A 13,101-nucleotide genomic window follows, 5' to 3' on the forward strand; every position below is an offset into this window, starting at 1 on the left:
ATCAGCGACGGAGTATGCGGCCAAGCAGCCAGCCGGCGCCAAGGGCGATGGCTACGGACTGCACGGGCTTCTCGCGCACATAGTCGCGTGCACGGTCCAGCCATTCGTCGGCGCGGTCGACGGCCTCGTCGTACACCTCACGTCCACGCTGGCGATATTCGTCGGCTTTCTCAGAGGCGCGGGTGGCGGTATCGGCGGCCTTGTCGGTGGCGCGATGCAGGCTGTCCTCGACCTTGTCGGCCGCGCGATCCACCGCTTCCTTGGTGCTGCTCACGGCGCTGGTGGTCGCCTGCTTGATGCGCTCGGCGCGTTCCTCGATGCGCTCGGCAGCGGTGTTTTCCTCGTGCGCCTGGACTTGCTTGTTCATGACGTTCTCCGTTGAAGCGGACATGCAATGGTCTTGAATCGGTGCCGCGAAGCGCATCGGGATTCAGCCCGATGCGCCGTTCGCTCAGCTCGCGCGCCTGAAAAAGGCGATCACAGCCAGGATCAGGAAGACGACGAACAGGATCTTCGCGATACTGGCAGCGGTACCGGCAATGCCGGTGAAACCGAACAAGGCAGCAATGATGGCGATGACCAGGAATACCAGGGCGTAGTGCAGCATGGGGCGATCCTCTCAGCGGACATGACATCGTCCTGCCGACCATTCACCCACAGCCCATGCCTTGCGAGCGTGAAAATGATCTCAGCCCACGCCGCCCTTTGGTCGCCGTTCACGCTGGCGACAAGGTCGTCTAAACGGCTGCGGGATTGATCGTATAGCTGCCCATCAGCTCGGCCTCGGCCAGCACATGGCCGTCCATCGCCGCGCGCAATGCGCTGACGGTGAAACCATCGGCCAGCTTGAGGCTTTCCACATCCAGCGCGTACAGGCGGAAATGGTAGTGATGCACGATGGAGTCGTTCCACGGCGGGCACGGGCCGTCGTAGCCGAGATATTCGCCGCGCATGTCGGCATCGCCGGCAAACCAGCCGGTGTAGTCGTTCACGCCCTGCACGCTGCCCGGCGGGCCGTACGGCGCGCGCTTGCCGCGCGGCACGATGCCGTCGCTGCAGGCGCCTTCGGCCAGTTCGCCGCATTCCACCGGAATATTGGCCATCAGCCAGTGCACGAATTCCACGCGCGGCAAATCGGCCGGCACGGTGCGTCCTTCCTGGTTCACGTCGTCCGGCTTGCTGGGCACGTCGAAGTCAAACACCGCCAGCACGAAGGAACGCGTGGCATGCGGTGCATCCTTCCACGCCAGGTGCGGGCTGAGGTTGTCGGACAAGGCGAAGGGTTCGCCGCGTTTGCCGAAAGCCAGTCGGGCCGGCATCGCCTGACCGTGTTCGAAACTGTCGCTACGCAATTGCAAGGTCGTTCTCCGGGATCAAAGCGAGTGGGTGAAGCGTCGCGCAAGCCGCGGCGCGTCAGGGGTTTTGGTACGTCACGCGGTAGAGCGCGCCGGCCAGGTCGTCGCTCACCAGCACGCTGCCGTCGGGGAGCGGCTGCACGTCGACCGGCCGGCCCCAGGTTTGTTCGTTCTGCTCGAATCCGTCCAGCAAAGGCTCATAGGCGGTGACCTTGTCGCCGCTCAGATGAGCGACCATCACGCGATAGCCGGACTTCCTGGTGCGATTCCACGAGCCATGCTCCGCCACGATGATCGCGCCCTTGTAGTTGGCGGGGAACTGCGAACCCTCGTAAAAGCGCATGCCCAGCGCCGCCACGTGCGCACCGAGCTTGTAGATCGGCGCACTGTAATCCTTGCAGTTCTTGCCCTGGCCGAACTCCGCATCGAGTGTGTCGCCCTGGTGGCAATAGGGATAACCGAAGTGCTCGCCCACGTGCGACAGGCGATTCAACTCGTCGCTGGGCATGTCATCGCCCATCAGGTCCCCTCCGTTGTCGGTGAACCACAGCTGCCTGGTCTTGGGCTGCCAGTCGAATCCCACGGTATTGCGGATACCTGAGGCGACATCTTCCAGGCCGCTGCCATCGGCGTTCATGCGCGTGAGCTTGGCGTAGTCCTTGTCCTTGTCGCAGATATTGCACGGCGCACCCACCGGCACGTAGAGCTTGCCGTCGGGACCGAACGCGATGAACTTCCAGCCGTGATGCGTCTCGGTGGGAAACTTGTCGAAGACCACGTCGGGCTTGGGCGGATCGTCGAGATGATTCTCGATGTCGCGCAGCACCAGGATCTTGCTCACCGCCGAGATGTACAGATCGCCATTCCTGAAGGCCACGCCCACCGGCAACTTCAGGCCGCTGGCGATCACGCGCACCTTGTCCGCGTGGCCGTCGTGCCTGCTGTCGGTAAGCGCATAGACCTTGCCCGCGCTATTGGAGCCGACGAACACCGTGCCCTTGGCGCCCAGCGCGATCTCGCGCGCATTGGGCACCTGGTCCGAGTACACGGCGACATGGAACCCCTTGGGCAAGGTGAGCTTTTCCAGTTGGGGCGCCGCCATGGCTGTGCAGGCCACCAGACATCCGAACAAACCCAGCATCAACTTGAGCATGGACGGCACTCCATCGCGGGAGTGTCGAAGCGTAGCGCCATCGCGGCGACGGGGAAACGTTTCACGCCAGGCTGTAGTGGAGGTCGTAGGAATGCACGCCGTTGGCGACGGTGATGGTGAGCGCGCCTTCGATGCCCGCCAGTTCGTCAGTGCCCGAATCGGGCACGATGGTTACCGACAGCTGCGGCGACCCGCGATGCATGCTGCCGCTGTGTTGCAGTGCGAAACGACCATGACGCCCGTGCAGGCTGCCTTCGACCCACTCCATCGCCACGTAGCCTGCCGAACCGTCGATCGGCGTGCCGACGGCGAGCATCGTTCCCTTGCTATGGCCCTGCAGATCGCCCTGGAAGACCTTGTCGATCACCAGACGGCCAACACCGGGATCGTCAATGCCTGCCTGCGGAGGCTGCGGCGTGATCTTCACTTCGAACGTGCCCTTGGCATGCATGGCCGGGTCTCCAGGCAGAACGGTGGTGAGACGGATGATGGAATGCCGTTGTGACAGCCACAAGGCCGCGCAGTGCTATCGCTGCGCCACCACGGCATTGAAACGTGCGGCGATGTACTCGTCAGTGAAGCTGGTCATGTCCCAGCCGCGGATATAGCCGCAATGGCCGCCGTAGTCGGAGATATCCAGCTCCACATTCGCCGGCAGATCGAGTCGTTCGAATGCCGCCACGGGGATGACCGGATCGTCGCGCGCGGTAAGAATGGTGCACGGCACGTGCATGCCTTCCAGCGCGCGACCGGCCACGGAATAGCCGTCCAGATAGGCTTCGAGCGAACCGAAATCGGTGTGCCGCGAGACCAGCGACGCGGTCAGTCCGCGCAGACTCTGCTTGAGCTCGGCCAGTTCGAAATACTGCACGTGCGGGAAGGCCGCCTGCTTGGCCTGCAGCGAACGCCGCCACTTGTGCATGAAGTACGCCTGGTAGAACCACGGCGCCTGCCCTTCCAGCGAGAACAGGCCTTCACCCGGATCGATGATCGGGCACACCGCCAGCGCATAGCTCAATGGCAGGCCTGCCGCCGGCGCGTGCATGGCCGCGCGCAAGGCGAAGTTGCCGCCGAGCGAAAAACCCGCCAGCGCAAGCGGTCGCGACGGGAAGCGTTGCGCAATGTCGTTCAGCGCATGCAGCACTTCGTCGATGCGGCAGGAATGGAACAAGGCCTCGTTGAGGTGATGGCTGTCGCCGTGATCGCGGAAATTCAGGCGGAACACGTCCCAGCCATCGGCCAGCAGCCGGCTTCCCGTCTGCAGCACATACGTGGAATCAACGCTGCCTTCCCAACCATGGAACAAGACGGCCAGACCGCGCGATTCCGATTGCGTCCTCTGCCTGGTGTAGGCACCGGTGAGGCGCACGCCATCACCGCCATTCACCACCACCTGCTGGGAATCCTGCAGCACCGTTTGCGCCGCCTTGGGCAGCATCAGGCGCCGCACGCCGCTGGAGGACAGCATGGTCTGGATGTGGCCACTGCGTAGCGGCCACGGTGGCTGAAAATCCTTACCCCGGGGCAGCGTCATGCGTGTTTTTCGTGTTCCGGCTTGTCTTCCAGCGCCATCGCAATGCGCTCGCGCGAGGTTTCCGCCATGCGACGGCGCGCGTCCGGCGCAGCCGGCACGGGTTCAAGGAAATGCACTTCGGCGTCGAGCGGGGCTTCGCCCAGCAGCCGCAGGAAGTTCTGCATGAAGTTCTCGTGCTCGCGGAAACCGGCATCCAGGACGCGACGGCCGTCGCGCGCAAAGCGCAGCGCCACCGGCTGCACCGGCACCTCGGCATCGAGCGCCGCCTGGAAGATGCGCGCATGGAAGACGCGCAACACGCCGTTGTGTCCGGTACCGCCCTCCGGGAAGACCGCCACGGAACGCCCCCCGCGCAGCCGATCCACCATCACCTGCATCACCGCTGCCAGCGAGTGATTGCTGCCGCGGCGATGGAAAATGGTGCCGCCCGCCGACGCCAGCCAGCCCACCAGCGGCCAGCTGGCAATTTCCGCCTTGGCCACGAAGCACGCCGCGCGCTGGCTGTGCAGCAGCTCGATATCGATCCAGGAGGTGTGGTTGGCGACGAACAGCACAGGATCGGCCAGCGGCTGGCCAACGCGCACAGAGCGCAGACCGAAGATGCGGAGCAGGGCTGTCGACCACCAGCGGATGGTGCGATGCGCAAACGGCTCGCGGCCATCTTTCATCACCGCGTCACGGCGCCAGGTAAGCACCAGGGCACACAGCAGCACGCCCAATACGATGTGCAGCAGCAGCAGCGGCACGCGCCAGAAGTAGCGCAGGGGCCGAATGACGTCTCGGCGGGCTGGGGCGGAGAGGGATTGGCTATTCATCAGTCCGGTTAGTTTAGCGTTAGTCGACCCCTGCGTCCCCGCGTCGCAGCATCAATGTTCCAGCTGCGACAGGGGCAAGGCCGAGGACCGTTTCACGGTCCGCAGCACGAAGCTGGAATTGACATCGGCCACCCCCGACGCGTTCAGCAGGCGATCCAGCAGGAAGCGCGAAAAATCCTGCAGGTCAGCCACATAGACATGCAACAGGTAGTCCATGTCGCCGGTCAGCGCATAACAGGACACCACCTCCGGCCAACCGTTCACCAGCTCCACGAAGCGCTCGACCACGGCGCTCTCATGCTTGCCCAGCTGCACGCGGACAAAAGCCTGCAGGCCCAGCCCTACGGCCTGGGGATCCACCTGGGCGGTATAGCCGGTCAATACGCCGTCGGCCTCCAGGCGCTGGAGGCGGCGCAGACAGGCCGAAGGCGACAGGCTGACCTTCTCGGCCAGGTCGGCATTGGTGATGCGGCCGTCGGACTGCAGGACGGCCAGAATCCGCAGATCGGTGCGGTCCAAGGTAGCCATGGCAATAAATCTCCATAGATACGGATGAGGGAACACGATTATTGCTTAGCTGAACTGAATCAATGCAATAAAACAATCATCGTGCGCGGCAATCGCCCTATGCTGGCTTATCCAAGCAGGTCGGCCTTGTTTCCAGGAGCACGCCATGAACACCCCTCCCCGCCGCGTCGAACATCAGCAGACCGATCGCGGCTATGTCCCGGTGTATGCCACCGGCGTGGTGGAGCAGCCTTGGGCGGATTACTCCGCTACCGACCATGAAGTGTGGGACACGCTCTACCAGCGCCAGAGCGACCTCCTGCCTGGCCGCGCCTGTCAGGAATTCCTTGATGGCGTGGCACGTTTCGGCATGGGCGCCGGCGGCATCCCCAAGTTCTCCGAGCTCAACAAGGTGCTGGGCGCTGCGACCGGCTGGGAAGTGGTCGCGGTGGAAGGCCTGCTGCCGGACGAGGTGTTCTTCGACCATCTCGCGCATCGCCGCTTTCCGGTGAGCTGGTGGATCCGCAAGCCGGACCAGCTCGATTACCTCAGCGAACCGGACCTGTTCCACGACCTGTTCGGCCACGTGCCGTTGTTGCTCAACCCGGTGTTCGCCGACTACATGCAGGCCTACGGCCGCGGCGGTATGAAGGCCTTCGCGATCGGCCCCGAAGCGCTGATGAACCTCACGCGCCTGTACTGGTACACGGTGGAGTTCGGCCTGATCAACACCAAGGACGGTATGCGCATCTACGGCGCCGGCATCGTGAGCTCCAAGGGCGAGTCGATCTACTCGCTGGATTCGGCCTCGCCCAACCGCATCGGCTTCGGCCTGGAGCGCGTGATGAGCACGCGTTACCGCATCGACACGTTCCAGCAGACGTATTTCGTCATCGACAGCTTTGAACAGCTGTTCGAGGCGACGCGTCCGGACTTCACGCCGATCTACGCCAGCCTGCGCGAGCAGCCGGCGTATGCGGCAGGCGACGTGCTGGAGAGCGACCGCGTGTTCACGCGCGGCAACCGCGAAGGCTGGGCGACGAACGCCGACACCTGATCGTCAGCTCTACCGCAAAGACACAGAAGGCCCGCCTCGCGCGGGCCTTTTCGTGCGTGCGCGCCTGCGTCCGAATGCCCTACGAGCACATGACCTGGATCAACAGCGAGCAACGACTTCCTAACGACCATGACGTTGTCCCCCAACGAAAACATGATGGAACAACGCCATGAAAGTCCTGCTTCCCCTCGTCATTGCCGCGGCTCTTGGCACGCTCGCCGCTCCCACGGCCCACGCTGAAGGCACCGATTCGTGGGTGCTGCGCGTCGGCGGCGCCGTGGTCGCCCCCAAGGACAACAACGGCACCCTGGCCGGCGCACGTGCGAACGTGAGCAGCAGCACGCGACCGACCATCGACCTCGAATACATGTTCACCCCGAACTGGGGCGTGGACGCGCTGGGTGCGTGGCCGTTCCTGCATGACGTCAAGCTCGCCGGCCTGGGCACAGTGGCGCGCACCAAGCAATTGCCGCCGACCTTCGGCGTCAACTATCACTTCATGCCTGATGCGGCCTGGTCGCCGTTCCTGGGCGTGGGCGTCAACTACACCAACTTCTTCGGCACGCATGGCACCGGCGCGCTCTACGGCAACAGCGTGAGCATCGCCAACAGCTGGGGTGGCGCCGTGCGCGCGGGTTTCGACCTGAGGATTTCCGAGAAGTGGCTGGCCACGGTGGACGTGCGCTGGGCCAATATCGAGAGCGACGTGAAGGTCAACAACACCAAGGTAGGCACCGCCAAGATCGATCCGGTGGTGTTCGGCGCCAGCGTCGGCTACCGCTTCTAAGGGGAGACCAGTCGGCACGGAAGCTGCGCGGGGCCCTTCGCAAGAAGGGCCCCGTTTTTTTCGCAGGCGCTCAGCCGCGCTTCCACTCATCCACGGTGAGCACCTGGCCGATGCGCTTGCCGTCCCAGCGGTACATCAGGTGCTGCGCCTGCACGCAGGGCGCCACGCGGTCGGGATAGAACACGGCGACGCATTCGCCCCCGGCATGCCGCACGCTGTCGTAGACCAGCCCGTCGGAACCTTGCTCACGCAGCTTGCGCGCCAGCGCAACGCCTGCCGCGTAGTTGTCCGGATCGTGCTCGGGTTTCCAACCGCCACGCAGGTCGTGCAACTTGGCCTGGATGCTGGTGCTGTAACAGCGCATCTCGATATCGCACGGCGGCTCGGCCGTTGCCGCCAGAAACAGCTCGCGGTGATAGACCGTCTCTTCGACCGCCGTGGCCACACTATGCGCGGCGTAGAACACGCCCCAGCTGCCATCCGAAAAACGGCTGCCTTCGGGATTGAGATGGGTGAACGCGGCCATCACCGGCGTGCTGCCGGGGCCACTGATGCGCCGATCCGGCGGGACCAGATGCAGGTCGCCGATATCGTTGCGCAGACGCGGATTGGTCATCGCCTCGATGGCGTACAGCGCTTCAAGGTCGCCCGGATCAGCGATACGGTCGAACACGCCGATGGGCGGAAAACGGCTGGGCACGATGCGGTAAGCGTGACCCCAGCGGACGCGTTTGAGCGGTGGAATGTCGGCCATGACGTGAAGCTCTCGCGCGGTCTGCCAGAGGGGAGAAGTATGGCCTGAGGGCGTATCGGGGGTTGCGACGTGGAGCGCAGGGTTTTGTCTGGGGTGGATGTCTGAGGAAAGCCGCAAGTCTGCGGTCGCGCACAAGTGCGCTCCTACAAAAGGCGTCGGGGTCAGCCGCGTTGGGCGTCGAGGTACTGGCGCACCACATAAAGGTCGGCGACGTTGCCCGAGAGCATGCGTTCCAGTGCCGATTGGCCGCCGAACAAGCTGGAGCGGTTGGCGCGATGGACCCAGCCGTCCGCCTGGTCCGCATCGGGAAACAGGATCTGCAGGTCCTTGAAGATGCCCAGCAGGTAGCTGATGCGCTCGAGCGTGTCGCGCCCCAGGGTGCCGCTCTGCAGCCGCTTCCACTTGTAGAAAGTGGATTCCGGCGGATCGCCCAACAGGCGGCGCTGGTCGGCAATGCGCAGGTTCCAGCGCTCGGCGATATTGAAGAAAGCGCGCAAGGCGGGGCCGCCGAGATCGGCGATGGGATGGGTTTCAGGCTGGAGATGAGCCGCCATGGTTCAACTCTCCCAGTGAAGTTAGGAGCCAATTTACTCCACTGATGCATTTTTCGCCAGTGGTCCGGTCATCCGCCGTTCGGCCAGTACAGCGCGCGCACGGGTCGCCGCATACTCGGCCCGCCCGGTGACGCCCACGTGGCATCGATCAGAGGGAAACCCATGCGTATTCAAGTCATTGCCGCCGCCACGCTGCTGTCGTTCCATGCCCTCGCCGTCCACGCCGAGGTGAAGGAAGCCGCGCCCGATCACCTGCTGATCCAGGACGCCCGCACCGTCCACGCACCGCCCGAGAAGCTCTATGCGGCGCTGATCGACGTAGCCAAGTGGTGGAACAGCGAACACACCTACTCTGGCGACGCCTCGCACGTGAGCCTCAAGGCCGAGGCCGGCGGCTGCTTCTGCGAACGCTGGAATGACCAGAGCGTGCAGCACGGCCGGGTGATCTGGGCCGCGCCGGGCCATCTGCTGCGCATGGATGCCGCGCTGGGTCCGTTTCAAGCCATGGCCGTGCAAGGCGTGCTGACCTTCACGCTCAAGCCCGCGCCGGAAGGCACCGCGTTGGCGCTGGAATACCGCGTCAACGGTTCCAGCGCCAGCGGGCTCGACAGGATTGCGCCGGTCGCCAACGGCATGCTGATGGAACAGCTGCAGCGACTGCAGCGTTATGCGGAAACCGGCAAGAGCACACCGGCCAAACCCTGAGTTTTCGCGAATGCCACGCCCCCAGCCAAGCCGGGGTCGTGGTGGGGCGACTTACTTCTTCGCGTCCTTGTCCTTTGCGCAATCGCAGCCGAAATCCGGTGCCGGTCCACCGTCGGCAATGAAACGATCGATGCGCTGCTCCAGCACCGGCAGCGGCACCGAGCCGATCTGCAGCACGGTGTCATGGAAGTGGCGGATATCGAACTTCGAACCCAGCGCCTGCTCGGCCTTCTGGCGCAGCGCCAGGATCTTCAGGTAGCCCAGTTCATACGACAGCGCCTGGCCCGGCCAGCTGATGTAGCGATCCACTTCGTTGGCGATCTCGCGATCGGACAAGGCGGTGTTCTGCGTCATGAAGTCGATCGCCTGCTGGCGCGTCCAGCCCAGGTGATGGATGCCGGTGTCGACCACCAGTCGGCAGGCGCGCCACATCTGGTAGGTGAGGTAACCGAAGCGATCGTAGGGCGTCTTATAGATGCCCATCTCATTGCCCAGGTACTCCGAGTACAGGCCCCAACCCTCGCCGTAGGCCGAGATATAACCCTCGCGACGGAAGTCCGGCTGGCCGCGCTGCTCGGACGCCAGCGCCAGCTGCAGTGAATGGCCGGGCGCCGATTCGTGCAACGTCAGCGCCGGCATGTTGTACAGCGGACGCGACGGCAGGTCATAGGTGTTGACCAGATACGTGCTGGCGCCGCCGCGGCCCGAGGTGTAATACGGCGCGATATCGGCCGGCACCGGCACGATGGCGAAGCGCTGGCGCGGCAGGCGGCCGAATTCCTTGCCGAGCTGCGCGTCTACCTGCTTGGCCACCCACGCGGTGCGCATCAGCAGTTCGTCGGGCGTCTTGGCGTAGAACTGCGGATCGGTACGCAGGAAGTGCAGGAAATCGGCGAAGCTTCCCTTGAAGCCCGACTCCTGCATGGTCTTGACCATCTCGGCATGGATCTTGTCCACCTGCTCCTGGCCGATCTTGTGGATGGTGTCCGGATCCAGATCGAGCGTGGTGTATTCGATGATCTGCTGGCGATAGAACGCCTTGCCGTCGGGCATGGCTTCGGCGGCGAGCGTGGTGCGTGCCTTGGGCACGTAGTCGTTGCGATAGAAGCTGAGCAGGTTGGCGTAGGCCGGGATTACCTTGTTGCTGATTGCCTTCTTGGCGGCATCGCGCAGCTTGATCGCGTCGGCGGCCGGCACGGTCGAGGGCATCTTCTCGAACGGCTTGTAGAAAGTGCTCTGGGTCGGGTCCTTCAACTCCGATACCGAGCTGATGGACGCGTCGCGTCCCTTGAGCACTTCGCGCGGCACGGTGAAGCCACGCGCCAGACCGTCGCGCATATTGTCGATCTGCTGCTGGAAGTACGCAGGCACCTGGTTGAGGCGATCGATGTAGCGCTGATAATCCTGCGTGGTGCGCAGCCGGTCGCCTTCGAGCACATAGCCCAGGTCGCTCCAGAACGCCGAGTCGCTGTTGAACGGCATCTGCCACTGCTTGAACTTCTGCGAGGCGAGCAGGTTCTGGATCTGCGCCCGGTATACGGCGTAGTTCACCTGGTCTTCCGGCGACAGTTGCTTGACGTCGATGCCATCGAGGTCGTTGGACACCTTCTGCCAATAGTCCTGGCGCTTCTGCTGGTTGGCCGCGTCCACATTGTCCAGGCGCGAGCCATTGGGTTGTGCTTCACCCGAGCTGGCAATGCCGGACTGGCCGTTGCGCCACGTCCACTCCTGCTCGTAGATCTGCTTGAAGCGTGCATCGGCGCTGGTATCGGCCCAGGCCGGCGCGGCCAGTGCGAGCGTGGTGGCCGCGGCCAGCCAGGTGGTGCGTAGAGCTTTCTTCACTGCGGGTTTCCCTTTGCCAAAGAGGTCGTGAGCGGCGATGCCGACACGGCATCCTCCACGCTCCAGTCATCCAGCGCCTGTGGCGGAAGCTGGGGTAGCGCTATGCGGGACAGCGCGTCCCGCGCATCGCCCTTCAATCGTGCCACGCGCAACTCAATGCCACGACTGGCCAGCCATGTAGCGAAATCGGCGAGGGATTCGAGCGAGGTGCCGTCCAGGTCCGGGCTTTCCTCCAGGCTGAGCACGACGCGACGCAGGCCTTGGCCCGCTTTGACGCGTTCGCGGGCCTGGGCCAGCATGGCCTCGGCATTGGCGAAGAACAGCGGCTCCTCCGGCCGCACGATCAGCATGCCCGGTACCTGCAGCGCCTCGGGATGTTGCGCCGTGTCCACGAAATCGTGCCCGTCGGCCAGCCGCCCCAGTATGCCCAGCCGGGGCGTGGCGAGCTGGCGCAACAGCATTACCAGACTGAAGGCGATGGCGAACAGCAAGCCGTTGAGGATGCCCAGCGACAACACCGCCACCACCGCCGCCAGCAGCACCAGCCGGTCGCGTTGCCAGCGAAAATACGGTGCGAACACCGACACCCGCAGCGATTTGCTCACCGCGTGGATCACGATGGCCGCCAGCACCGGCTGGGGAATGCGCTCGATCCAGCGCAAGGCCAACAACACCAGCACGAGCACGCTGACGGCACCGATAAGGCCGGCAAGGCGCGACCGCGCACCGGCCGCCTCGTTCGCCGAGGTGCCGGAATATCCTGCGCCCACCGGCATGCCGTGCAGCGCACCGGAGATCACATTGGCGATGCCGAGCACCAGCAGGTCGCGATTGGGATTCACTGTGTCGCCATGCTTCAGCGCAAAGCCGCGGATCGAGCTATAGGACTCTGCATAGAGAATGAGCAGCAGCGCTGCCGCCAATTCCACACTGGGCAACCACTGGTCGCTGCGCGGCCACGTCGGCCAACCCAGATCGGTCGCCAGCTGGATGGGGCCCGTCAACGCCACGCCATGCGCCGCCAGCCAACCCGATGCCAGCACGCCCAGTGCGATGGCCACCAGACTTCCCGGCAGCCGACGAATGCGCTCGCAGGCAAACAGCAGCAGCAACGCAACCAGGCCCGCACCCAACGCCGCCACGTTCACCTGCGGCAACACCTTCGCCAATTGCACGATCAGCAGCGGCATGAAATCGCCATGCACGTCCGCCACACCCAGCAGATGCGGCAGCTGCTTGAGTGCGATGACACAGGCAAGCCCAAAGGTGTAGCCACGCAGCACAGGACGCGCAATCAGATGCGACAACCCACCCAGTCGCGCCGCACCGGCCACCAGAAAACAGCCGCCTGCCAGCACCACGAGCGTTCCCGCCAATGCGACCCTCGAAATACTGTCACCACCAGACAGCGCCAACGTTCCCGCCGCCAGCACAGCTGCCGACGACGAAGTGGCGGACACGATCGCATAGCGACTGCGCCCCAACAGCCCATACGTAGCCAACCCCACGAACAAAGCAATCACGCCCGCCTGCGGCGGCAGGTTGGCGATACCGGAATAAGCGACCGCTTCGGGGATCAGCAGGCCGGCAATGGAGAGACCTGCGACCAGATCCAGATGCCAGGTGGATGGCGCTTTGGCTACGACGGGTGGTGTTGTCGTGGGCATGGGGCGCTTCCGGCATGGATGGGGGGGAGGGTAGCTGATTGCGGGGATGGTTCGTTGTTGCCGACCTCGGGTTGCTCGCCGCTTAGGCGCGGGCGGATTTTCGCTACCCATCGGCTCGCAGCACCGTCGCGCCCGCTCTTCTGTGGGAGCGCACCCTGTGCGCGACCGCCACGCTGCGGTGCACCGCTCCGTAGGTTTGTCGCGCACAGGGTGCGCTCCCACAAAGAGCCGAGCGGCAAGATTGATCGGCCATCTCCATACCTGCGTCCCCCTTGTAGGAGCGCACTTGTGCGCGACCGCACTACCTGGATGTACCGCTCCGTCGGCTGGTCGCGCACAAGTGCGCTCCTACAAAAGAGCCGCCCGACAGC

The 13,101-nt window shown here is 64.3% G+C and carries 15 protein-coding genes; 3 read left to right on the plus strand and 12 right to left on the minus strand.

Features of this window, described 5'->3' with window-relative positions; translation table 11 throughout:
• Position 1 precedes the first annotated feature (1 nt).
• The 8 genes from AC1DKY_RS00385 to AC1DKY_RS00420 form a co-directional block, all read right to left on the minus strand.
• Positions 2–367 carry an ElaB/YgaM/YqjD family protein gene (locus AC1DKY_RS00385; RefSeq protein WP_441601776.1) on the minus strand — a complete coding sequence of 122 codons (366 nt, stop codon included), beginning with the start codon at positions 365–367 and terminating at the stop codon, positions 2–4.
• A gap of 84 nt (positions 368–451) precedes the next feature.
• On the minus strand, positions 452–607 hold the full coding sequence (locus AC1DKY_RS00390; RefSeq protein ID WP_441601777.1) for a DUF1328 domain-containing protein: 156 nt from the start codon (positions 605–607) through the stop codon (positions 452–454).
• A gap of 130 nt (positions 608–737) precedes the next feature.
• Positions 738–1,358, minus strand: a complete 621-nt coding sequence (locus tag AC1DKY_RS00395; RefSeq protein WP_441601778.1) for a YbhB/YbcL family Raf kinase inhibitor-like protein — start codon at positions 1,356–1,358, stop codon at positions 738–740.
• Between the two features lie 55 nt (positions 1,359–1,413).
• Positions 1,414–2,508, minus strand: a complete 1,095-nt coding sequence (locus AC1DKY_RS00400; protein ID WP_441601779.1) for a PQQ-dependent sugar dehydrogenase — start codon at positions 2,506–2,508, stop codon at positions 1,414–1,416.
• Between the two features lie 61 nt (positions 2,509–2,569).
• Positions 2,570–2,959 carry a DUF3224 domain-containing protein gene (locus AC1DKY_RS00405; RefSeq protein ID WP_441601780.1) on the minus strand — a complete coding sequence of 130 codons (390 nt, stop codon included), beginning with the start codon at positions 2,957–2,959 and terminating at the stop codon, positions 2,570–2,572.
• A gap of 75 nt (positions 2,960–3,034) precedes the next feature.
• Positions 3,035–4,042 (minus strand): YheT family hydrolase, encoded by a 1,008-nt coding sequence (locus tag AC1DKY_RS00410; RefSeq protein WP_441601781.1) that lies wholly within the window; start codon positions 4,040–4,042, stop codon positions 3,035–3,037.
• Positions 4,039–4,857: a lysophospholipid acyltransferase family protein gene (locus tag AC1DKY_RS00415; protein ID WP_441601782.1), complete on the minus strand. Its 819-nt coding sequence runs from the start codon at positions 4,855–4,857 to the stop codon at positions 4,039–4,041. The genes AC1DKY_RS00410 and AC1DKY_RS00415 overlap by 4 nt, the downstream gene beginning before the upstream one ends.
• Positions 4,858–4,908: 51 nt before the next feature.
• Positions 4,909–5,385: an Lrp/AsnC family transcriptional regulator gene (locus AC1DKY_RS00420; RefSeq protein WP_441601783.1), complete on the minus strand. Its 477-nt coding sequence runs from the start codon at positions 5,383–5,385 to the stop codon at positions 4,909–4,911.
• A 145-nt stretch (positions 5,386–5,530) separates the two neighbouring features.
• On the opposite strand from AC1DKY_RS00420, the gene phhA reads away from it, so the two are divergent.
• Both phhA and AC1DKY_RS00430 read left to right on the plus strand, forming a co-directional pair.
• Positions 5,531–6,421: a phenylalanine 4-monooxygenase gene (gene phhA / locus AC1DKY_RS00425; RefSeq protein ID WP_441601784.1), complete on the plus strand. Its 891-nt coding sequence runs from the start codon at positions 5,531–5,533 to the stop codon at positions 6,419–6,421.
• A gap of 169 nt (positions 6,422–6,590) precedes the next feature.
• Positions 6,591–7,208 (plus strand): OmpW/AlkL family protein, encoded by a 618-nt coding sequence (locus AC1DKY_RS00430; RefSeq protein WP_441601785.1) that lies wholly within the window; start codon positions 6,591–6,593, stop codon positions 7,206–7,208.
• A gap of 70 nt (positions 7,209–7,278) precedes the next feature.
• Here AC1DKY_RS00430 and AC1DKY_RS00435 read toward each other — a convergent pair whose 3' ends face one another.
• Both AC1DKY_RS00435 and AC1DKY_RS00440 read right to left on the minus strand, forming a co-directional pair.
• Positions 7,279–7,962 (minus strand): RES family NAD+ phosphorylase, encoded by a 684-nt coding sequence (locus AC1DKY_RS00435; protein ID WP_441601786.1) that lies wholly within the window; start codon positions 7,960–7,962, stop codon positions 7,279–7,281.
• Positions 7,963–8,123: 161 nt separating this feature from the next.
• On the minus strand, positions 8,124–8,516 hold the full coding sequence (locus AC1DKY_RS00440; protein WP_441601787.1) for an MbcA/ParS/Xre antitoxin family protein: 393 nt from the start codon (positions 8,514–8,516) through the stop codon (positions 8,124–8,126).
• Positions 8,517–8,678: 162 nt separating this feature from the next.
• On the opposite strand from AC1DKY_RS00440, the gene AC1DKY_RS00445 reads away from it, so the two are divergent.
• Positions 8,679–9,221 carry an SRPBCC family protein gene (locus AC1DKY_RS00445; protein ID WP_441601788.1) on the plus strand — a complete coding sequence of 181 codons (543 nt, stop codon included), beginning with the start codon at positions 8,679–8,681 and terminating at the stop codon, positions 9,219–9,221.
• A gap of 51 nt (positions 9,222–9,272) precedes the next feature.
• Here the strand turns inward: AC1DKY_RS00445 and AC1DKY_RS00450 are convergent, their stop codons facing one another.
• Both AC1DKY_RS00450 and AC1DKY_RS00455 read right to left on the minus strand, forming a co-directional pair.
• On the minus strand, positions 9,273–11,063 hold the full coding sequence (locus AC1DKY_RS00450) for a DUF885 domain-containing protein (protein WP_441601789.1): 1,791 nt from the start codon (positions 11,061–11,063) through the stop codon (positions 9,273–9,275).
• A complete protein-coding gene (locus tag AC1DKY_RS00455) occupies positions 11,060–12,730 on the minus strand; it encodes a SulP family inorganic anion transporter (RefSeq protein WP_441601790.1) in 1,671 nt (556 codons plus the stop codon). The genes AC1DKY_RS00450 and AC1DKY_RS00455 overlap by 4 nt, the downstream gene beginning before the upstream one ends.
• Positions 12,731–13,101: the final 371 nt, after the last annotated feature.

The organism is Dyella sp. 01N448, assembly GCF_056399225.1.

Coding starts and splice junctions, on each gene's coding strand:
- AC1DKY_RS00385 (WP_441601776.1), bottom strand. CDS start 367: ATGAACAAGCAAGTCCAGGCGCACGAGGAAAACACCGCTGCCGAGCGC.
- AC1DKY_RS00390 (WP_441601777.1), bottom strand. CDS start 607: ATGCTGCACTACGCCCTGGTATTCCTGGTCATCGCCATCATTGCTGCC.
- AC1DKY_RS00400 (WP_441601779.1), bottom strand. CDS start 2,508: ATGCTCAAGTTGATGCTGGGTTTGTTCGGATGTCTGGTGGCCTGCACA.
- AC1DKY_RS00405 (WP_441601780.1), bottom strand. CDS start 2,959: ATGCATGCCAAGGGCACGTTCGAAGTGAAGATCACGCCGCAGCCTCCG.
- AC1DKY_RS00410 (WP_441601781.1), bottom strand. CDS start 4,042: ATGACGCTGCCCCGGGGTAAGGATTTTCAGCCACCGTGGCCGCTACGC.
- AC1DKY_RS00415 (WP_441601782.1), bottom strand. CDS start 4,857: ATGAATAGCCAATCCCTCTCCGCCCCAGCCCGCCGAGACGTCATTCGG.
- AC1DKY_RS00420 (WP_441601783.1), bottom strand. CDS start 5,385: ATGGCTACCTTGGACCGCACCGATCTGCGGATTCTGGCCGTCCTGCAG.
- phhA (WP_441601784.1), top strand. CDS start 5,531: ATGAACACCCCTCCCCGCCGCGTCGAACATCAGCAGACCGATCGCGGC.
- AC1DKY_RS00430 (WP_441601785.1), top strand. CDS start 6,591: ATGAAAGTCCTGCTTCCCCTCGTCATTGCCGCGGCTCTTGGCACGCTC.
- AC1DKY_RS00435 (WP_441601786.1), bottom strand. CDS start 7,962: ATGGCCGACATTCCACCGCTCAAACGCGTCCGCTGGGGTCACGCTTAC.
- AC1DKY_RS00440 (WP_441601787.1), bottom strand. CDS start 8,516: ATGGCGGCTCATCTCCAGCCTGAAACCCATCCCATCGCCGATCTCGGC.
- AC1DKY_RS00445 (WP_441601788.1), top strand. CDS start 8,679: ATGCGTATTCAAGTCATTGCCGCCGCCACGCTGCTGTCGTTCCATGCC.
- AC1DKY_RS00455 (WP_441601790.1), bottom strand. CDS start 12,730: ATGCCCACGACAACACCACCCGTCGTAGCCAAAGCGCCATCCACCTGG.